Origin of the sequence: Streptomyces sp. 11-1-2 (assembly GCF_003595545.1) — a bacterium.
In the GTDB taxonomy this organism is placed as follows: domain Bacteria; phylum Actinomycetota; class Actinomycetes; order Streptomycetales; family Streptomycetaceae; genus Streptomyces; species Streptomyces hygroscopicus_B.
Window position 1 is genome coordinate 7,143,299 of the sequence record NZ_CP022545.1, and the last position, 18,397, is coordinate 7,161,695.

19 protein-coding genes and 1 pseudogene are annotated in these 18,397 nt (G+C 72.6%); 13 read left to right on the forward strand and 7 right to left on the reverse strand.

Features of this window, described 5'->3' with window-relative positions; genetic code table 11:
* Positions 1–61: 61 nt before the first annotated feature.
* Positions 62–676 (forward strand): response regulator transcription factor, encoded by a 615-nt coding sequence (locus CGL27_RS30730; RefSeq protein WP_086019670.1) that lies wholly within the window; start codon positions 62–64, stop codon positions 674–676.
* Between the two features lie 195 nt (positions 677–871).
* Here the strand turns inward: CGL27_RS30730 and CGL27_RS30735 are convergent, their stop codons facing one another.
* Both CGL27_RS30735 and CGL27_RS30740 read right to left on the reverse strand, forming a co-directional pair.
* The gene (locus CGL27_RS30735) at positions 872–1,708 is read right to left on the reverse strand and encodes a transglutaminase-like domain-containing protein (RefSeq protein ID WP_119991356.1); all 837 of its coding nucleotides are present in this window, start codon (positions 1,706–1,708) and stop codon (positions 872–874) included.
* Positions 1,709–1,726: 18 nt separating this feature from the next.
* A complete protein-coding gene (locus CGL27_RS30740) occupies positions 1,727–2,743 on the reverse strand; it encodes a GNAT family N-acetyltransferase (protein ID WP_119991357.1) in 1,017 nt (338 codons plus the stop codon).
* A gap of 114 nt (positions 2,744–2,857) precedes the next feature.
* Here CGL27_RS30740 and fdxA point away from each other — a divergent pair, with 114 nt between their 5' ends.
* Both fdxA and dapC read left to right on the forward strand, forming a co-directional pair.
* Positions 2,858–3,184, forward strand: a complete 327-nt coding sequence (gene fdxA, locus CGL27_RS30745; protein WP_059145256.1) for a ferredoxin — start codon at positions 2,858–2,860, stop codon at positions 3,182–3,184.
* A 213-nt stretch (positions 3,185–3,397) separates the two neighbouring features.
* Positions 3,398–4,519, forward strand: coding sequence for a succinyldiaminopimelate transaminase (dapC, locus tag CGL27_RS30750; protein ID WP_119991358.1), 1,122 nt, complete (start codon positions 3,398–3,400; stop codon positions 4,517–4,519).
* Between the two features lie 444 nt (positions 4,520–4,963).
* On the opposite strand, the pseudogene CGL27_RS30755 reads toward dapC, so the two are convergent.
* A pseudogene (locus CGL27_RS30755) lies at positions 4,964–5,152 on the reverse strand (ATP-binding protein); the annotation flags it as partial.
* A 215-nt stretch (positions 5,153–5,367) separates the two neighbouring features.
* Positions 5,368–6,288 carry a hypothetical protein gene (locus CGL27_RS30760; protein ID WP_119991359.1) on the reverse strand — a complete coding sequence of 307 codons (921 nt, stop codon included), beginning with the start codon at positions 6,286–6,288 and terminating at the stop codon, positions 5,368–5,370.
* 156 nt (positions 6,289–6,444) lie between these two features.
* Between CGL27_RS30760 and dapE the strand changes: the two genes are divergently transcribed.
* Together dapE and CGL27_RS30770 are read left to right on the forward strand one after the other, a co-directional pair.
* On the forward strand, positions 6,445–7,515 hold the full coding sequence (gene dapE / locus CGL27_RS30765) for a succinyl-diaminopimelate desuccinylase (RefSeq protein WP_078643394.1): 1,071 nt from the start codon (positions 6,445–6,447) through the stop codon (positions 7,513–7,515).
* A gap of 253 nt (positions 7,516–7,768) precedes the next feature.
* Positions 7,769–8,518 carry a TIGR00730 family Rossman fold protein gene (locus CGL27_RS30770; RefSeq protein WP_078643396.1) on the forward strand — a complete coding sequence of 250 codons (750 nt, stop codon included), beginning with the start codon at positions 7,769–7,771 and terminating at the stop codon, positions 8,516–8,518.
* Positions 8,519–8,585: 67 nt separating this feature from the next.
* On the opposite strand, the gene folP is transcribed toward CGL27_RS30770, so the two are convergent.
* On the reverse strand, positions 8,586–9,446 hold the full coding sequence (folP, locus tag CGL27_RS30775) for a dihydropteroate synthase (RefSeq protein ID WP_078643397.1): 861 nt from the start codon (positions 9,444–9,446) through the stop codon (positions 8,586–8,588).
* A 138-nt stretch (positions 9,447–9,584) separates the two neighbouring features.
* Between folP and CGL27_RS30780 the strand changes: the two genes are divergently transcribed.
* Both CGL27_RS30780 and CGL27_RS30785 read left to right on the forward strand, forming a co-directional pair.
* A complete protein-coding gene (locus CGL27_RS30780; RefSeq protein WP_119991360.1) occupies positions 9,585–10,082 on the forward strand; it encodes a DivIVA domain-containing protein in 498 nt (165 codons plus the stop codon).
* A complete protein-coding gene (locus CGL27_RS30785; RefSeq protein WP_078643399.1) occupies positions 10,079–10,675 on the forward strand; it encodes a DNA-3-methyladenine glycosylase I in 597 nt (198 codons plus the stop codon). The genes CGL27_RS30780 and CGL27_RS30785 overlap by 4 nt, the downstream gene beginning before the upstream one ends.
* Positions 10,676–10,731: 56 nt before the next feature.
* Here CGL27_RS30785 and CGL27_RS30790 read toward each other — a convergent pair whose 3' ends face one another.
* Entirely contained in the window at positions 10,732–11,538 is an 807-nt protein-coding gene (locus tag CGL27_RS30790) for an enoyl-CoA hydratase-related protein (protein WP_119991361.1), read from the reverse strand.
* A 360-nt stretch (positions 11,539–11,898) separates the two neighbouring features.
* Between CGL27_RS30790 and CGL27_RS30795 the strand changes: the two genes are divergently transcribed.
* Positions 11,899–12,066, forward strand: a complete 168-nt coding sequence (locus CGL27_RS30795; RefSeq protein ID WP_003966491.1) for a DUF3117 domain-containing protein — start codon at positions 11,899–11,901, stop codon at positions 12,064–12,066.
* A gap of 122 nt (positions 12,067–12,188) precedes the next feature.
* On the opposite strand, the gene CGL27_RS30800 is transcribed toward CGL27_RS30795, so the two are convergent.
* Positions 12,189–12,854, reverse strand: a complete 666-nt coding sequence (locus tag CGL27_RS30800; protein ID WP_014054715.1) for an O-methyltransferase — start codon at positions 12,852–12,854, stop codon at positions 12,189–12,191.
* Positions 12,855–12,984: 130 nt separating this feature from the next.
* Between CGL27_RS30800 and sigE the strand changes: the two genes are divergently transcribed.
* From sigE to CGL27_RS30825, 5 genes are all read left to right on the forward strand, one after another.
* Positions 12,985–13,803 carry an RNA polymerase sigma factor SigE gene (gene sigE / locus CGL27_RS30805; RefSeq protein ID WP_078643402.1) on the forward strand — a complete coding sequence of 273 codons (819 nt, stop codon included), beginning with the start codon at positions 12,985–12,987 and terminating at the stop codon, positions 13,801–13,803.
* A complete protein-coding gene (locus CGL27_RS30810) occupies positions 13,800–14,723 on the forward strand; it encodes a zf-HC2 domain-containing protein (protein WP_119991362.1) in 924 nt (307 codons plus the stop codon). Before sigE ends, CGL27_RS30810 begins: the two co-directional genes overlap by 4 nt.
* 503 nt (positions 14,724–15,226) lie before the next feature.
* On the forward strand, positions 15,227–17,044 hold the full coding sequence (locus tag CGL27_RS30815) for a trypsin-like peptidase domain-containing protein (RefSeq protein WP_119991363.1): 1,818 nt from the start codon (positions 15,227–15,229) through the stop codon (positions 17,042–17,044).
* 100 nt (positions 17,045–17,144) lie between these two features.
* Complete coding sequence (locus CGL27_RS30820; RefSeq protein ID WP_078643406.1) at positions 17,145–17,615, forward strand: sec-independent translocase; 471 nt, start codon at positions 17,145–17,147, stop codon at positions 17,613–17,615.
* 117 nt (positions 17,616–17,732) lie between these two features.
* Positions 17,733–18,392, forward strand: coding sequence for a hypothetical protein (locus CGL27_RS30825; protein ID WP_119991364.1), 660 nt, complete (start codon positions 17,733–17,735; stop codon positions 18,390–18,392).
* Positions 18,393–18,397 lie beyond the last annotated feature (5 nt).

Consider the following 18,397-nt stretch of genomic DNA (forward strand, 5'->3'; position numbering starts at 1 on the left):
ACCGCGTGGAGGGACCGCGTGGAGGGAGCGCGCGGAAGAGCGGAGACGAGGAGCGGATACGCTGCGGGGCGTGATCCGGGTACTGCTGGCCGAGGACCAGTCCATGGTGCGGGAGGCGCTGGCCGCGCTCCTCGGGCTCGAGGACGAGATCGAGGTCATCGCGCAGGTGGCCCGCGGCGACGAGGTCGTGGACGCCGCCCGGGCCCATCGCCCCGATGTGGCGCTGCTGGACATCGAGATGCCCGGCATGAGCGGGATCGAGGCCGCCGCCGCGCTGCACCGGGCCGCGCCCGGGATCCGGATCGTGATCCTGACCACCTTCGGCCGCCCCGGCTATCTGCGCCGCGCCATGGAGTCCGGCGCCGACGCCTTCCTGGTCAAGGACGCCCCGGCGGCCCAGCTCGCCGACGCCATACGGCGGGTGCTGCGCGGGGAGCGGGTCATCGACCCCACGCTGGCCGCCGCCGCGCTCGTGGACGGGGCCAGCCCGCTGACCGCGCGGGAGCGCGAGGTGCTGCATGCCTCGGCGGACGGCTCGACCAACGCCGAGCTGGCCCGCGCCCTGCACTTGTCGCCGGGCACGGTCCGCAACTACCTCTCCACGGCCATCCAGAAGACCGCCGCCCGGAACCGGGCCGAGGCCGTCCGCATCGCCCGCGAAAAGGGCTGGCTGTAGCGGCCCGGGCTTTCCCCTCCCCGACCCTTCCCGACACCTGACGATATGCGGCTCCGCCGCGTGGGGCCCGGCCCCCGGCCCCCGCCGGGGCTCCGCCCCTGGGCCCCGCTCCTCAAACGCCGGAGGGGCTGGAAGGCCGGGCCCGAGGCCGAGCAGCCGCCGCTGCCACCGGCGCGAGGACCCGCCAGGCAGCCGCTAGTTGAGCATCGCGCGGGCGGCGCGGGCCTCGTGGCGTACGGTCTCGGCGGCGTCGGGTTTCACCGCCTCCACCACCTCCGCGTAGTCCTCCAGCTCCTTGGCGCCGGTCATGAAGTCGCCCCGCTCCACCAGGAGTTGTGCCCGCTCGTAGCGCAGCTCGGCCGGGTGGCTGGGCAGCAGCAGGGACAGCTCGACCGCCCACAGCCGGACATCGGTGCGCTCGGGGCGGGCGGACGCCCAAGCGCGGATGTTGTTGAGGATCCGCAGCACGATGTCCAGCGGCCCGGCCGGGGTCAGCATCGACGCGGAGAGTGGGGCGCCCGTGGCCCCTGACACCAGCGTCGCCGCGTCCTCACTGGACAGCGGCCGCCCGCCGTCGAACGGATCGGCCAGCACATGGCCTCCGTAAGGATCGCCGAAGCCGACCACGAAGTGGCCCGGCAGCGCCACCCCGTACACCGGCGCGCCCGCCCGCCGCGCCACCTCCATCCACACCACGGACAGCAGGATCGGCAGTCCACGGCGGCGCCGCAGCACCGTGTGGAGGAGCGAGGACCCCAGCCGCTGGTAGTCGGCCGGGACGCCCCGGAAGTCATGGCGCTCGCCGAGGAGGCGGGCCAGCGCGGCGGCCCAGTCCTCGGGGCCGCCGGGGGAGAAGGGGAGCTGACCGGCCAGCCGGTCGAGCTCGATCTGCGCTTCGTCGAGTCCGGCCTCGTCCAGTTCGGCATCGGCCTCCATGCCGACCAGCAGGCACAGCAGCGCCAGATCGGGGCGCTCTTCGCGGGCCGCGTCGGCGAAACGCCGGCGGCGGGACGTGTCGTTCATCCGTGGCATAGCCGACTCGTACCCTGCTCAGCGCACATCCTGTCCAGATGCGCGCCAGTGATGGTAGCTGTGGTGGACGGTGAAGCCCATGCCCTCGTAGAGGGCCTGCGCACCGTCATTGTCCGTCTCCACCTGGAGATACGCGGCCGAAGCACCCTCGTCGAGCGCCTTGCGGGCCAGCGCCGTCATCACGGCCTTGGCCAGGCCCTGGCGCCGCCGCTCCGGGGCGACCTCCACGGCGGCGAATCCGGCCCAGCGGCCGTCCACGACACAGCGCCCGATCGCGTCCGGGGCCTCTCCCCCCCGCCCCGCCACGGTGGCGAACCACACGGACGGGCCGCCCGACAGCACCGTCCGCGCCTCGGGGGAGGGCTTGCCGGACGACCGCTGGTAGCGGGCCAGCCAGGCGTCGTCGAGCCGGCGGGAGAGCGTCACCGCCGAGGCGTCGGCGTCCAGGTCCCCGATGGGGGCGAGCGCCGCGATGCGTATCCGCGACGAGACCTCACGCGTCCAGCCGCGGCCCTCCAGCTCCGCCGCGAGCAGCTCCTGGGTGCCCTCGGCGCCCGTGCTGACCTGGATGTACGCGGGCAGCTCCCGCGCCGCGTACCAGTCGGTCACCCGGCGCAGCGCCTCGTCGAGACCCGTCCCGGGGTCGCCGAGGGGCAGTACCGAATTGGCGCGCCGGGTGAATCCGCCCGAGGCGCGCAGCGTCCACTCGCCCAGCGGCTCGCTGACCATGGGCGGCCAGGCCCTGGCGGCGACCCGGTCCAGCTCGGGCGCGGTCGCGGCGGGGCCACGGCGGCGGGCCGGGGCGGCGGGCACCACCTTGCCCGCCACCAGGGACGATTCCGCGATCCGCACCGCCTCACCGGTGCGCCGCGTGATGGAGAGCGAGCCCTCGGTCCACGATGTGAGAACACCGACCACGTCGGTGAAGGTGGGGGCGGGCTCACGCTCCCCGGTGATCAATCTGACCGAGACGCGTTTTCCCACGTCATCCGGGGTGATCCGGACTTCAAGACGTCCGCCAGTGGTGAAATCCACAGCTCAGTCAGCCCCTCATGTGCGTCTGGTGCCCAAGAACGGAGATACTAGGTGCGGGCATCGACGACGCCGCGCTCCCGCGCGATAGCAGCCCTAACGAGGAGGAACGACAGCGTGACCTACGTCATCGCGCAGCCTTGTGTCGACCTGAAAGACAAGGCGTGCATCGAGGAGTGCCCCGTCGACTGTATCTACGAGGGCCAGCGGTCCTTGTACATCCACCCGGACGAATGCGTCGACTGCGGGGCCTGTGAGCCGGTCTGCCCGGTCGAGGCGATCTTCTACGAGGACGACACTCCCGAGGAGTGGAAGGACTACTACAAGGCGAACGTCGAGTTCTTCGACGAGCTCGGTTCGCCCGGTGGTGCGAGCAAGCTCGGCCTGATCGAGCGGGACCACCCCTTCGTCGCCGCGCTTCCGCCGCAGGAGCACGACGAGTAACCCTGCCCCGGCGACAGCGCCCGGAAGCAGCCGGCGGTCCCGTATGGCCTGTGGCCTGCGGGACCGGGCTGTTTTCCCGGGCGCTCCCGGCGTTCCCTCGGGTCCCGGGTCTCCCCGGGGTCCACCGGTTCGGCCGGAATCCACCGGGTTCCCGGGCCCTCGGCCCGGGCAGTTCGCAGAACCCGGGCAGTTCCGAAGAAAGTGAGCCACCCCGTGCCACCCGTATCCGCCCGCCTCCCGGTCTTCCCCTGGGACCGGCTCGAACCGTACAAGGCGATCGCCGCGGCCCACCGCGACGGCATCGTCGACCTCTCGGTGGGCACCCCCGTCGACCCGGTCCCCGAGCTGATCCGCGCGGCCCTCGCCGACGCCTCGGACAGCCCCGGCTATCCGACCGTCTGGGGCACGGCCGCGCTGCGCGACGCCCTCACCGGCTGGGTGGAGCGGCGGCTGGGCGCGGCCCGGGTGACCCACACCCAGGTGCTGCCGGTGGTCGGCTCGAAGGAACTGGTGGCCTCGCTGCCCGCGCAACTGGGCCTGGGCCCCGGCGACCGGGTCGCCTTCCCGCGGCTCGCCTATCCGACGTACGAGGTGGGCGCGCGGCTGGCGGGCGCCGAGCCGGTGCCGTACGACACGCGGACATTTGCGGCTGGCGCCGCGGGCACCGACCTCGACCCGGCCGGGCTGAAGCTGCTGTGGCTCAACTCCCCGTCCAACCCCACCGGCCGGGTGCTGTCCAAGGGCGAGCTGCGCACCGCGGTCGCCTGGGCCCGTGCCCACGGGGTGCTGGTGGTCAGCGACGAGTGCTACCTGGAGCTGGGCTGGGAGGCGGACCCGGTCTCCGTGCTCCACCCGGACATCTCCGGCGGGTCCTTCGAGGGGCTGGTGGCGGTCCACTCGCTGTCCAAGCGGTCCAATCTGGCGGGCTACCGGGCGGCCTTCCTCGCCGGTGACGAGGCGGTGCTGGGCGAGCTGCTGAAGATCCGCAAGCACGGCGGGATGATGGTGCCCGCACCCGTGCAGGCGGCCACGGTCGCGGCGCTCGGCGACGACAAGCACGTGACGGCGCAGCGCGAGCGCTATGAGCGGCGCCGGGCCGCGCTGCGGTCGGCGCTGGAGGGCCAGGGCTTCCGCATCGAGCACAGCGAGGCGTCGCTGTATCTGTGGGCGACGCGGGACGAGCCGTGCTGGGACACCGTGGCCGCCCTCGCCGAGCTGGGCATCCTGGTGGCCCCGGGCGAGTTCTACGGCACGGCGGGGGAGCGGCACGTCCGGGTCGCGTTCACGGCGACCGACGAGCGCGTGGCGGCGGCGGCCCGGCGACTGTCGGGCTGAAAGAGGCGAAGGGGCCCGGGGAGTACGAGACTCCCCGGGCCCCGTGTTGGTCCGGCGAGATCAGCCGAGCAGCGGCAGGCCCTTGATCGGCAGGTCCTTGACCGGGAGGTCCGGGCCCTGCGGGGCGCTGGGCGCGGGGGCCTGCGGGGCCTGCGGGGCGGCGGCCTGGGCGGGCTTGGCCGCCTTGCCCTTGCCCTTGGCGTGGGCGCCGCCCTTGCCCTTCCCGTGTCCGAGGGCCCTGCCCTCGCCCTTTCCGGCGACCTTGGCGTGGGCGGCCCTGGCCGGGGCGGCCTTTGTGGCCTTCGCGCCCTTGGCCGGCTTCGCGGGTTTGACAGGCTGGGCGGGCTTGGCCGGGGCCACGTTCGCCGGGGCGGTCCTGCCCGGCAGGATCTCCTTGACGGTCCCGCCGGCCTTGCTGCTGACGTCCCCGGCCGTGCTCCCGACCTGCTGCGAGGCCACGTCGGCGACCTCACCGACCGAGGCGGCGTCCAATGAGGACAGCCCCAGCTTGGAGGACTGCGGCTGGGCCGGCTCCGCCGCACTCGCGACCCCGGCGGCGCCGACGACGGGTGCCGCGCTCGCCGCGACCAGCAGTGCGGCCCGGGCGATCCGACGGGTGAGAGGGAGGGACATGGTTCTCCTTTGGCGGAGGGACAATTGGCGTGCGGTGCCCGGCGATTCGGACGCTGTGAATACCGCGTGAACCCCGCGAAGGTTGCGGTGAGACAGGGCAAAGAGTTGGCAATGCGTCGCATTATCCGGTTCTGCGTGTAATACGCCCGGACCATTCCTCCGTATGTGCCGCACAATGCGCCGTCAACCGCCCTGAACTGCGGTGACTCCATGCGCTATCGCATGGTGAAGATCCGCACTTCCGCCCCGGAAATCCCCTTGGCCGGACGCCAACCCGCCGCGGAATTCCGGGCGTTCCATTCGCGCTCGCCGTAAGAGACACGTTCGATGCGCAACTCGTCCGAGTGGGCCACCGCCCAGTGCGCGATCTCCCAGCCGCGCTGCCCCGCGCGCCCCGGAGCCGCCGCCTTCGGCACCGGAACCACCACCGTGTGCGGCGAGGGGGCGGCCTGCTTGCCGCCGCCGCGCCCGGCCAAGGCCGGCCGCGACTCCGTCTCGGAGCCGAACTCCCGCTTCAGCGACGCCCGTACGCGCACCGGATCGCCCGCCTGACCGTCGTCCGGCGGCCCCGGGCAACTGAGGGCCGCCCCGGAGCGCCCGGTGAGGGCGCCGGTCAGCACCACCGCTTCGGTCTCGTGCTTCGCGTACGCCTGCGGGAAACCGCTGCGCTGCACCCGCTGCGCCGCCACCGTCAGCGGCAGCCGCGAATAGCCGGGCAACCGCACCAGGTCGTCGTAGAACTTCCCGGCGGCGTAGACCGGATCACGGATCTGCCGCACACTGCCCCAGCCCTGGGAGGGGCGTTGCTGGAACAGCCCCTGCGAATCCCGGTCCCCGTGGCGGATGGTGCGCAGCCCCGACTCCTGCAGGGCGGTGGCCAGCGCGATGGTGACGGCCCGTTCCGGCAGTCCGCGGGAGGCGGCCACGGCCTCGATCGTGGCGGCGTTCACGGTCTGTTCGGGGGAGAGCCGCACATCCTCACCGTTCGCCCGTACGACACAGCGCGGCGGTCCCACACCACCCGTCAGCAACTGCGCCGCCAGGTATCCGGCCAGCGCCAGCAGTACGGCACAGGCGACCGCCGCCCGCAGCAGCCGGGCGCGGTGGGAGAAGACGGACAGGGGCACGCGCCACACGGTACTGGAGCTCGCGCGGCCCCGCCGGATCACGGACGCGGGGTGGGGAACACCACGTCGCGAGCCGCTTGGGCCGCCGGGGCCGTGGCCCGGGCCGCCTGGGCCGCCGTGGCCGGGGCCGCAGGGCGCGAGGGCCGACCGGCTAGGGTCGGCCGTATGGCACACCCAGAACTCGACCTGTCCCTGGACGCGGCCCGGCTCACCGCCCGGCTCGTCGACTTCCCCTCGGTCAGCGGTGAGGAGAAGGCGCTCGCCGACGCCGTGGAGCAGGCCCTGCGGGCCCTGCCGCATCTGACGGTCGACCGGGACGGGGACGCCGTCGTCGCCCGTACGAACCTCGGGCGGGACGAGCGGGTCGTGCTGGCGGGCCATCTGGACACCGTGCCGATCGCCGACAACGTGCCCTCCCGCCTCGACGACGACGGCGTGCTGTGGGGCTGCGGCACCTCCGATATGAAGTCCGGCGTCGCCGTACAGCTGCGCATGGCCGCCACCGTGCCCGAGCCCAATCGCGACCTCACCTTCGTCTTCTACGACCACGAGGAGGTCGCCGCCGAGCTCAACGGGCTGGGGCGGCTGGCCAGGAACCACCCCGAGTGGCTGGCCGGGGACTTCGCCGTGCTGCTGGAGCCCACCGACGGCAAGGTCGAGGGCGGCTGCCAGGGCACGCTGCGGGTACGGGTGAAGACGCAGGGGCGGCGCGCCCACTCCGCGCGCAGTTGGCTCGGTGAGAACGCCATCCACAAGGCCGCGCCGATCCTGGACCGGCTGGCCGGATACGTCCCCCGGCGGGCGGAGATCGACGGGCTCACCTACCGCGAGGGCCTCAACGCGGTACGGATCGACGGCGGCCACGCGACCAACGTCATCCCGGACTTCTGCACGGTGACCGTGAACTTCCGCTTCGCCCCCGACCGTTCCGAGGAGGAGGCGCTCGCGCACGTCCGCGAGGTCTTCACCGGCTTCGACATCGAGCTCACCGACAGCGCGCCCGGCGCCCTGCCCGGTCTCGGCCACCCGTCGGCCGCCGCCCTCGTGGCGACGCTCGGGGTGGAGGTGGCCCCCAAGGACGCCTGGACCGATGTCGCCCGCTTCTCGGCGCTCGGCGTGCCCGCCGTGAACTACGGGCCCGGCGATCCGAAGCTGGCCCACACCCGCGAGGAGCACGTACCGGTCGCCGCCGTCCTGGAGGCCGAAGAACGACTGCGCGCCTGGCTGGCCCACTAGCGGCGCCGGGCGGCCGGACCCGCCGCGTGGGGGCCCGGCCCCGGCCCCCGCCGGTGCTCCGCCCCTGGACCCCGCTCCTCAAGCGCCGGAGGGGCTGGATTGCGTTGCCCGGCGGCGCCGGGCGGCCGTTGGACCTGTGATCAGCGGTTCGGTGGGTGAGCGTGGCCGGGATTTCGGCTCCAAGCCGCCCGAGGGGGCCTACCCTGAACAACAGATCTTGACCAGATCTTGGTCTTGGCGAAGGGAGCACACAGTGGGCAACGCCGAAGAAGAGCGAGCGCTGCACGAGCAGCGTCTGGGCCCGGTCGTGCGCCGCCGCGACCAGATGCGCCCCGAGACGACCGATCAGCGGCTTCTGGACACCCAGGGGGCCACGCACTGGGTGCACGAGGACCCGTTCCGGGTGATGCGCATCCAGTCGGAGTTCGTCGAGGGCTTCGGCACCCTGGCGGAGCTCGGCCCGGCGATCAGCGTGTTCGGCTCCGCCCGTACGCCCGAGGGGTCCCCGGAGTACGAGGCGGGGGTGCGGATCGGCCGGGGCCTCGTCGAGGCGGGCTTCGGGGTGATCACCGGCGGCGGCCCGGGCGCGATGGAGGCCGCCAACCGCGGCGCGACCGAGGCGGGCGGCGTCTCGGTCGGCCTGGGCATCGAGCTGCCGTTCGAGCAGGGCCTGAACCCGTACGTCGACATCGGCGTCAACTTCCGCTACTTCTTCGTGCGAAAAACGATGTTTGTGAAGTATGCCCAGGGGTTTGTGGTGCTTCCCGGCGGGCTCGGCACACTTGACGAGTGCTTCGAGGCGCTCACCCTCGTCCAGACCAAGAAGGTCACCCGCTTCCCGATCGTCCTCTTCGGCAGCGCCTACTGGAAGGGCCTGGTCGACTGGCTCACGAACACCCTGATCGCGGAGGGCAAGGCGTCCGCGCACGATCTGGACCTGTTCCACCTCACCGACGACATCGACGAGGTGATCGAGCTGGTGACCAAGGAGTCCGGCGTCTGACGGCACGTCGGCCTCTGACGGCACGCTCCTGGTCGCCCCGCCGGGCCGGTCCCCGGCGGGTTTCCCCTCAGGCCAGTCCCCGGCGGGCGACCGCCGGGGGCCGGTGGCCCGCGATGGACGACACCATGTCCAGCACCTGACGGGTCTCGGCCACCTCGTGCACCCGGTAGATCTGGGCCCCCAGCCAGGCCGATACGGCGGTCGTCGCGAGCGTGCCGATCAGCCGCTCCTTGACCGGCCGGTCCAGGCTCTCGCCGACGAAGTCCTTGTTGGACAGCGAGACCAGGACGGGCCAGCCGGTCTCCGTCAGCTCGCCCAGCCGGCGCGTGGCCTCCAGTGAGTGGCGGGTGTTCTTACCGAAGTCATGGCCCGGGTCGATCATGATCCCGTCGCGCCGCACCCCCAGTTCGAGGGCGCGCTCCGCGAGGTCCAGGGTGACCCGCAGGATGTCCTCCACCACATCGTCGTAGCCGATCCGGTGCGGGCGGGTGCGCGGCCGGGCCCCGCCCGCGTGGGTGCACACCAGCCCGGCGCCGTGGCGGGCGGCGACCTCGGCCAGCTTGGGGTCGACCCCGCCCCAGGCGTCGTTGAGCAGATCCGCGCCCGCGGCGCAGACCGCCTCGCCGACCTCATGGCGCCAGGTGTCCACGCTGATCACCACGTCCGGATGGCGCCTGCGCACCTCGGCCACGAAGCCCACCGTGCGGCGCGCCTCCTCCTCGGCGCTCACCTCGTCACCCGGTCCGGCCTTGACGCCGCCGATGTCGATGATCGCGGCGCCGTCCGCGATCGCCTGCTCCACACGGGCCAGGGCGGGCTCGTCGCGGAAGGTCGCCCCCTGGTCGTAGAAGGAATCCGGTGTCCGGTTCACGATCGCCATGATCACTCGCTCGTTCTCGCCGAACTCACGTCGTCCCAGCCGCAGCATCCGAACTTCCTTCACGTCTTCTTCCAGGTTGCGGGCAGCGACGATAACTGTCGGAGGGGCATGGCACGATCGGTGCAGACAGTTATCGAGGCCGACGGACACAGACTCAACCATGCATCTGACGGGGAGACGATCACCGTGTTCTTGTTCTTGCTGATCGCGCTGGTCGTGGTGGTCGGCGGGGTCACGCTCGCCGTCGTCGGCGGCGGTGACGGCCCGCTCACCGAGGCGCCCCCGGACCGGCTGGACGAGCCGCTGCCCGCCGACCGGCCGCTGGCGCGCGCCGATGTGGAGGCGCTGCGCCTCCCCATGACGCTGCGGGGCTACCGGATGGCTGACGTCGACGATGTGCTGGGCCGCCTCGGTGCCGAGCTCGCCGAGCGCGACGCCCGGATCGCCGAGCTGGAGGCGGCGCTCGCGGGCCCGCGCCCGAAGCCGTCGTCGCCCCCCGGGCCCGGCCCCGATTCCCTGTCGGCCCCGGAGAGCGACCACGGCTTCGGGCGGAGCGGCCGCGAGGGCCCCGGCCCCGAGTGGCCCGGCTGCGACGAAGACGGCTTCGAGGGAAACCTCTTCGAGGGGCGCGGCTACGACGGGCGCGGCCATGAGGGACACGGCTACGAAGGGCAGGGCGCATGAGCGGGCAAGGTGCGGTTCCGGGGCCGGACGGTCTGCTGCGCTGTCCCTGGGGCCTGGAGGCCGAGACCATGGCCGACTACCGCGTCTATCACGACACGGAGTGGGGCCGCCCGGTCCACGGCGATGACGCGCTCTATGAGCGGATCTGCCTGGAGGCGTTCCAGTCCGGGCTGTCCTGGCTGACGATCCTGCGCCGCCGGGAGGGGTTCCGGGCCGCCTTCGCCGACTTCTCGATCGCGAAGGTCGCGGAGTTCACCGAGGCCGACGAGCAGCGGCTGATCGGCGACCCCGGGATCATCCGCAACCGGGCCAAGATCGCCGCCACCATCTCCAACGCCCGCGCCGCGGCGGCCCTGGCACCCGGTGAGCTGGACGAGCTGATCTGGTCCCATGCCCCGGCCCCCGACGGCCGCCCGGTGCCGCGGACCGCCACCGATGTCGCCGCGATCACCCCGGAGTCCACGGCCCTCAGCCGCGACCTCAAGAAGCGCGGCTTCCGCTTCGTCGGCCCCACCACGGCCTACGCCCTGATGCAGGCATGCGGCCTGGTCAACGACCATCTGGCCGACTGCCACAGCCGCGACGCGGTCTGAGCGCCCCGGCCGCGACGCGGTCTGAGCCCCGGCCGCCGGCGGCCGGAGCGAGCCGGTCAGCGGCCGGTGAACCTCGGCTTCTCCTTGTTCACGAACGCGTTCACCGCGATCACGTGGTCGTCCGAGGCCCCCGCGCGGCGCTGCAGTTCGTCCTCCATCGCCAGGGACTCGGTGAGGGTGTGGCCCGCGGCGAAGGCCAGGGACTCCTTGAGCGCCGCATAGGCCGCGGTGGGGCCCTCGGCCAGCCGCCGGGCGACCGCCGCCGCCTGGTCGGCCAGCTCGTCGGCCGGGACCACCCGGTGGGCGATGCCCAAGTCGAGCGCCTCCTGGGCGTCGATACCGCGCGGGAAGAGCAGCAGATCCGCCGCGCGGCCGTATCCGATCAGCCGCTGAAGGGTCCAGGAGACTCCCGAGTCGGCGGTCAGCGCGACCCCGGCGAAGGAGGTGTTGAAGGAGGCGGTGTCGGCGATGATCCGGTAGTCGGCGGCGAAGGCGAAGCCCGCCCCGGCGCCCGCCGCGACGCCGTTGACGGCGGCGACGACCGGCTTCGGCATCCCGGCGATCGCGGTGACGATCGGGTTGTAGTGCAGCGCGACCGTGCTCATGGTCGAGCCCCCGCCGCTGCCGTCACGGTCGGCGGCCAGCAGGCCGATGTGCTCCTTGAGGTCCTGGCCGACGCAGAAGGCCCGCTGCCCGGAGCCGGTGAGCAGCACCGCCCGCACCGCCGGGTCCTCCGCGGCCTGCAGCAGCGCGTCGCGCAGTGCCACCTTGGTGTCGATGTTCAGGGCGTTCATCGCGTCGGGACGATTGAGCGTGATCGTCGCGAGGCCCTCGGCGAGGTCGTAGAGCACGGTGTCGGCCATGGCGGTCCTCCGGCGGTGGGGCGAGGCAAGTTGGCGGGTGGCTCGGGCGGCGGCCGCACCGGCGGGCCCGCGAGGGGACCCGCCGCGGCGGTCAGCGCACAGCATGCCGGAGATCATGACCGACCGACATGTGACCTGCGTCAAAGAACCGACCCTTCGTTCGGTGACGGCGGGCGTAAGCTACCGCGACCCCCTCCCCGAATTGGGTGGTTTTGGGGGACCGCCTCGTACAGGCGTTGCCGACCGATGTTGGTCATCGGGTCATGCCATGCGGGATAATGAGAGTGAAGCAACGTGTTCGATGCCGGTGACACCTGGGTTGTCGGCTGCGATGAGCTGGTTTCAGGAAGGGGAACGAGCATGGCGGCCATGAAGCCGCGGACGGGCGACGGCCCGCTCGAGGTGACCAAGGAGGGGCGGGGCATCGTCATGCGCGTTCCGCTCGAAGGCGGCGGTCGGCTCGTCGTCGAGCTGACACCGGACGAGGCCGACGCCCTCGGCGACGCCCTGAAGAAGGTCGTCGGCTGACGGCTTGGGGCCCACCATCACCCGCGCGCTGCCCCGGCGGCCGGTACGTCAGGTACCGACCGCCGGGGCAGCGCATGTAAGGGGTTCCGGTACGAGGCGGGGGACCGGCCGGATCGGCCGTTTCAGCCCCGCTTGACCGCGCAGAGCAGGCCGTCGCCGACCGGCAGCAGGGACGACTGCAGCACGGTGGACTCCCGTACGGTCCGCAGCAGCTCGCGCACCCGCAGCACCTCAGTGGGCTGGGCGGCGGAGTCCACGGTCCGCCCGTTGGTGAAGACCCCCTCGAAGCAGACCAGCCCGCCGGGCCGCAGCAGACGCAACGATTCGGCGAGGTAGTCCAGGCACTCCAGCCGGTCGCCGTCGCAGAAGACCAGGTCGTATCCGCCGTCGGCCAGCCGGGGCAGCACATCCAGGGCGCGGCCGGGGATGAAGCGCGCCCGGTTCCCGGTGAACCCGGCCGCGCGGAACGCCTGGCGGGCGAACTGCTGCATCTCCGGTTCGGTGTCCACGGTGGTCAGCACGCCGTCCGGGCGCATCCCGCGCAGCAGATGGATCCCCGAGACACCCGTCCCGGTGCCGATCTCGGCGACGACCTTGGCATCGGCGGCGGCAGCGAGCAGCCGCAGCGCGGCGCCGGTGCCCGCCGACACCGAGCGCAGCCCTGCCTCCCGGGCCCGGTCACGGGCCCAGTGAAGGGCTTCGTCCTCGGCGACGAACGCGTCGGCGAACGCCCAGCTCGTCTGCCGGTTGCCGGTAATGACCCTCTCCTGTCCCCGTAGTTGGCGCAACGGTGACTGTATCCGCTGCGCTCGGGAACCCGCAGATGGGACCAGGCGTTGTAGAAGCCGGGGGGACCGTATGGATCACGACCAAATGCAGGTCAAAAATGCTTATCCGGAGCTAACGGGCGAGGTGGATATGGTAGGGGCTCTACTGGAGACCACCAGAGCCGACAGGGGAGGTGCGGCTGCGGCCGGTGACCGGCGAGTGCTGAAGCGCTTTCGCAGGTCAGCGGGCGAGCCGAAATCCGTGACCAACACCGCTGACCGTTCTCGCCCCCGTAGCCCAAAGGGCACGGGAGGTGCCCCCCTCGCCGAGCCTGCCACCACCGCGACCTTCGCCACGGACGCGGACGCGTCGGCGTGGACGCCTCCTACCTGGGAGGAGATCGTCAGCACGCACAGCGCACGGGTCTACCGCCTCGCCTACCGGCTCACCGGTAACCAGCACGACGCCGAGGATCTCACCCAGGAGGTGTTCGTCCGCGTCTTCCGCTCGCTGTCGACGTACACCCCGGGCACGTTCGAGGGCTGGCTGCACCGCATCACCACCAATCTCTTCCTCGACATGGTCCGCCGTCGGCAGCGCATCCGCTTCGACGCCCTCGGCGAGGACGCGGCGGAGCGGCTCCCCAGCCGCGAGCCCTCTCCCCAGCAGCACTTCAACGACACCCACTTCGACGCCGATGTGCAGCAGGCGCTGGACACCCTCGCCCCGGAGTTCCGCGCCGCCGTGGTGCTCTGTGACATCGAGGGGCTGTCGTACGAGGAGATCGCGGCCACTCTGGGCGTCAAGCTGGGCACCGTGCGCAGCCGCATCCACCGCGGCCGCTCGCATCTGCGCAAGGCGCTGCAGCACCGTGCCCCCGCGGCGCGGACCGGTCAGCAGCATGAGGTCGCCGCGGTGGCGCCGAGTGTCACGGCCCCCCGGCTGAGCGGGGAGGTCGGAATCGCGTGACCCGATCAGGCGGTCCGTCCCCCGCCGAGCAGCATCTCGGCGACCGCCTTGCGGCTCTGGTCGACGGTGAGCTGGGGCATGACGCGCGTGAGCGCGTCCTCGCCCATCTCGCCACCTGCTGCAAGTGCAAGGCGGAAGCCGATGCTCAGCGTCGGCTGAAAAACGTGTTCGCCCAGACGGCGCCCCCGGCACCGTCCGAGGGCTTTCTGGCGCGTCTGCAGGGCCTGCCGGCCGCGGGCGACGACGGTATGGGCGGCTCCCCCTTCGGGGGCCCGAGCGTCTTCGGCCCGCGCGAGATGCGCGGCGCCCCACGGGACGTCCGTGAGCGGCGTGACGTCCGGGAGCCGGAGGAGAGACGGGAGCGGGCGTTCGCCTTCGTGCCCGCGATGCCCCCGGGCACCGCGATCGCACCGGCGGCATCGGCTCGTGCCTCACGCCAGCGCGGCTTCAGGATCCATGAGGTCGAGCGCCCCGCGGCGCGCCGCAGGTTCGCCTTCGCGGCGGCCGGAGCGGTGTCGCTGGCGGCCTTCGCGCTCGGCGCGGCCCTTCCGCTGGACGCGGCGGTCGACCCCCCGGGAAGTTCGGTCGACGGTGCCGACACCGCGGTCGCCCCGGTCGACGCCGACGCCGCCGTGAGCACGGGCGTCCGGGAGCGGACCCGCCAGGAGGTGGGGCTGTTGGCCACCACGGGCACCCGGACGGGCACCCCGTCCCCGACGGCCACCCCGCATCCACCGGCCCTGCGCCAGCCCGTCGGGGCGGCGCTGAATCCGCTGATACAGCCGATTCTCTCGGTCACGGAGCTGCTGCGGATGTCGAACTCCACGCCCCCGGCCCCCGCGCCGACTCAGCTGGAGGTCCCGTCCCGGCCCACGTCGGGCGGCTCGCCGTATCTCGGGGTCAGCGCGCCCCCGAAGTAGTGCGACGGCGGTGACGGCGCGATGTCGCCGGCCGCCCGTCTCTTTGCCGATCATGACAAGGTCTTTACATCCGCCCTGCGCGAGCGTCGACGGACCTGATTGAATCGGCTCCGGGCAGCGCGGCTCGGGCAGGTGAGCCGAGGGGCGCGGTGCCCGGGTCCCGGATACTTGGGTCTTCCGGCCGGGGGAACTTCCCAGTGGTAGCTGGGGCAAGCCCGAAGGGTGCCGCAGGGCATCCGGGTGCTTGGTTCTTCTGGCGGGGGGCACCTCCCTGCGGTGGCAGGGGGGCGAGCTGAAGGGTGCCGTATAGCCTCCGGGGGCTTGGGTCTTCCGGCGAGTGAGCCGAAGGGGCGCGTCGCTGTCGAAAGGGAGAGCGCGCGCAGGCCCCTGAGGAACGAAGGGGCCGAGCACGGTCGACCGTCGACAGGGGGCACCTCCCAGCGGTAGCTGGGGGAGGCTAAAGCGCCCCGGAGGCGAACCGAGCCTCCAAAAAGAGGGAGATCATGGACGAGCCGAAGGCTCCCAAGCCGAAGCCGAAGTGGTGGAGCCGCCCGGTCGCCGCACGGCCCGGCGACCAGTCGAGCGACACGGCGGAGGGCGCCGAGGAGCGTACGGAGGCTGCCGCCGCGCAGGCGCCGCCGGAGCCGGTGGAGCCGGTGGAGCCGGTGGAGCCGGTGGACGCGCTCATGGAGGGCCGCGTGCCCGAGGAGCCGGCGCCCCGGCCGTTGCACGAGCCCGACCCGTACAGCACCCCGCCCTACGGCGGCCCCGGGCCCTGGGCCCCGGCCCCGCCCGTCCAGCACCCGGTGGCGACCCCCGCGCAGGGCACGCATGTCCCGCCCGGTATGGCCCAGGCACCGCCCCCGGCCCCCGGTATGGCCCAGGCACCGCCTCAGACGCCGCCCCAGGCCTCCGGGACGCCCCAGGCCCCGGGGACGCCCCAGGCACCGCCCCCGGCCCCCGGGATGACCCCGCCCCACGGCACCACCCTGCCGCCCGCCGCGGGCCACGTACCGGGGCAGAGCGCGCCTGCGCCCATGCCGCCGCACCCCGGGATGACCCCGCCCCACGGCACACAGCTCCCTGTGGGGCCCGCGGATCCCCACCGGCCCGCCCCGATGGCGCAGCCCGCCCCGACCGCCCAGTGGCGCGGCTACGACCCCTGGACCGTGGTCCCGCCGCCCGCCGCGCCCAAGACGCCGAAGACGGTCTCCCGCCGCGGCGCCTGGATCGCCGTGCTGCTGATCGCCCTGGTCGCGGGGTGCGTCGGCGGCGGCATCGGCGCGTACGCGGAGCGGGACAACGCCTCCGGCGGCGTCGATGTGAAGCTGCCGCAGGCCCCGGTCGAGAAGGAGGCCAGGGCCCCGGGCAGCGTCGCCGGGATCGCCGCCAGCTCGCTGCCCGGCGTGGTGACCATCCATGTGCGCGGCAGCTCGGAGGAGGGCACCGGCACCGGCTTCGTCCTCGACAAGCAGGGCCACATCCTCACCAACAACCATGTCGTCCAGCCCGCCGGCGCTGACGGCGACATATCGGTGACGTTCAACAGCGGCCAGGACGCCAAGGCCGAGATCATCGGCCGCGACACCGGCTATGACCTGGCGGTCGTCAAGGTCGACCGCGTCTCCGGGCTCACCCCGCTGCCGCTGGGCAACTCCGACTCCGTGCGCGTCGGCGACCCCGTCGTGGCCATCGGCGCCCCCTTCGACCTGGCGGGCACCGTCACCTCCGGGATCATCAGCGCCAAGGAGCGCCCCATCACCGCGGGCGGCGAGAAGGAGGACGGCAGCGACGTCAGCTATGTCGACGCGCTGCAGACCGACGCGCCGATCAACCCGGGCAACTCCGGCGGCCCTCTGGTCGACCGCAAGGGGCGGGTCATCGGGATCAACAGCGCGATCCGGGCGGCCGACGACGGCTCGGGCCTCGGCGGCGGCCAGGGCGGCAGCATCGGCCTGGGCTTCGCCATCCCGATCAACCAGGGCAAGCGGGTCGCCGAGGAGCTGATCAACACCGGGAAGGCCGCCCATCCGGTGATCGGCGTGACCCTCGACATGGGCTACACGGGCGACGGCGCCCGGGTGAACACCAAGGGCGCCGGCAGCGGCCCGCCGGTCACTTCCGGCGGCCCCGGCGACAAGGCGGGGATCAAGGCCGGTGACGTGATCATGGAGGTGGACGGCGTCCCGGTGCACAGCGGACAGGAGCTGATCGTGAAGATCCGCAGCCACCGCCCCGGCGACCGGCTCGCGCTCACCGTCAAGCGCGGCGGTAAGAAGCGCACCGCGGAGCTGACCCTGGGTTCGGCGAGCAGCGGCTGACGCGCGATGTTGGCCCGGCCGTCTCCCGCGCCGACCCCGCCGCCAGGTACGGTGTTGAGTGGCCCAGGCCGGGGCCCCAGACGTCTTGAGGAGCTGCAAGGTGTTGGACATAGGACCTCTCGAGCTTGTCGCGCTCGTTGTCCTTGCGGTGCTCGTCTTCGGCCCGGACAAGCTCCCGAAGGTGATTCGGGATGTCTCGCAGTTCATCCGGAAGATCCGGGAGTTCTCCGACAGCGCCAAAGAGGACATCCGCTCCGAGCTGGGGCCGGAGTTCAAGGACTTCGAGTTCGAGGACCTCAACCCCAAGACCTTCGTGCGCAAGCATGTGATGGACTCCGATGAGCTCGGCCTGAAGGAGATCCGTAACGGCTTCGACCTCCGTAAGGAGATGGCGGAGGTCGCCGACGCGGTGAACGGCCGGGAGAGTGATTCGCCGCAGGGCTCTTCAGGGGCTTCCGGCACCACCCCGCCGTCCCTGTCCAAGGGCGACTCCAGCACGCCTGACCTGCTGCGCAAGCGCGAGGAGCCGAGCCGCGAGGAGCGTCCGCCTTTCGACTCCGACGCCACTTGATCCCCCCGTATGCCCGGCCTGGTTGACCCGTATGGCTATCCTCCCTTTGTCCGGGGTGAGGGTCGCCCGAGGGGGCGGGCCGCCCACAACGCAGGGCAACGAGGAGGCCGCGCGCACATGGAGACCACGGGTCGGCTAGGGGAACGAGGGGCGGCAGCGGCTGCGCAGGGGATGCCCGCCGATGCCCGGCGGAGCGTCGACGGCTATCTGATGGCCGGCTTTCCTTGGTACGGGCTTGACGAGGCGTTCACCGGCCCCCGCTGGCTGATGCAGGTGGGCGCGGCGGCCGATGGCATCGTCGAGTACGGCTCGACCGGCCATGGCGAGGAGCCGTCGCTGCGCGTCGAGACCGATATGGACCAGCAGCGCTTCACGGTGGTCGTCACCGTCGCCAGCCGCCCGGGGCGGGACAGCGCCGACGGCACCGGCAAGCTGGAGGCCACCTCGGTCTCCTCGGCCGCCTGGCTGGCCGGGTCCGGTCTGTTGTCGTGCACCTGGCCGACGCGGATGGAGCGGGTGCTGCGCCAGGACTGGCTGGACCAGCAGACCGCGATCGCCTGGGAGCTGGCGGACGATCTGGAGGGCGAGAACTGGTCGCAGCTCTCGCTCCCGGTGGACGGGGTGCCGACCGACTTCCACTACCGCGAGTCGGAGTACGGCTGGGTGCTGGCCGGAACGGCGGGCGAGGACGTGCACATCGGCGCGTACGGGCGCGGGATGAGCGCCTACGGCCTGGGGTTCGCGGTGGTCAAGGACATCACCCGCTACGACTCGTAAGGCAG

What these genes read in the sequence shown, in the direction of transcription:
- sigE (WP_078643402.1), top strand. Translation starts at nt 12,985, where the DNA reads ATGGTAGGGGCTCTACTGGAGACCACCAGAGCCGACAGGGGAGGTGCG.
- CGL27_RS30735 (WP_119991356.1), bottom strand. Translation starts at nt 1,708, where the DNA reads ATGCCACGGATGAACGACACGTCCCGCCGCCGGCGTTTCGCCGACGCG.
- dapE (WP_078643394.1), top strand. Translation starts at nt 6,445, where the DNA reads ATGGCACACCCAGAACTCGACCTGTCCCTGGACGCGGCCCGGCTCACC.
- CGL27_RS30825 (WP_119991364.1), top strand. Translation starts at nt 17,733, where the DNA reads ATGGAGACCACGGGTCGGCTAGGGGAACGAGGGGCGGCAGCGGCTGCG.
- CGL27_RS30790 (WP_119991361.1), bottom strand. Translation starts at nt 11,538, where the DNA reads ATGGCCGACACCGTGCTCTACGACCTCGCCGAGGGCCTCGCGACGATC.
- folP (WP_078643397.1), bottom strand. Translation starts at nt 9,446, where the DNA reads ATGCTGCGGCTGGGACGACGTGAGTTCGGCGAGAACGAGCGAGTGATC.
- CGL27_RS30815 (WP_119991363.1), top strand. Translation starts at nt 15,227, where the DNA reads ATGGACGAGCCGAAGGCTCCCAAGCCGAAGCCGAAGTGGTGGAGCCGC.
- CGL27_RS30785 (WP_078643399.1), top strand. Translation starts at nt 10,079, where the DNA reads ATGAGCGGGCAAGGTGCGGTTCCGGGGCCGGACGGTCTGCTGCGCTGT.
- CGL27_RS30795 (WP_003966491.1), top strand. Translation starts at nt 11,899, where the DNA reads ATGGCGGCCATGAAGCCGCGGACGGGCGACGGCCCGCTCGAGGTGACC.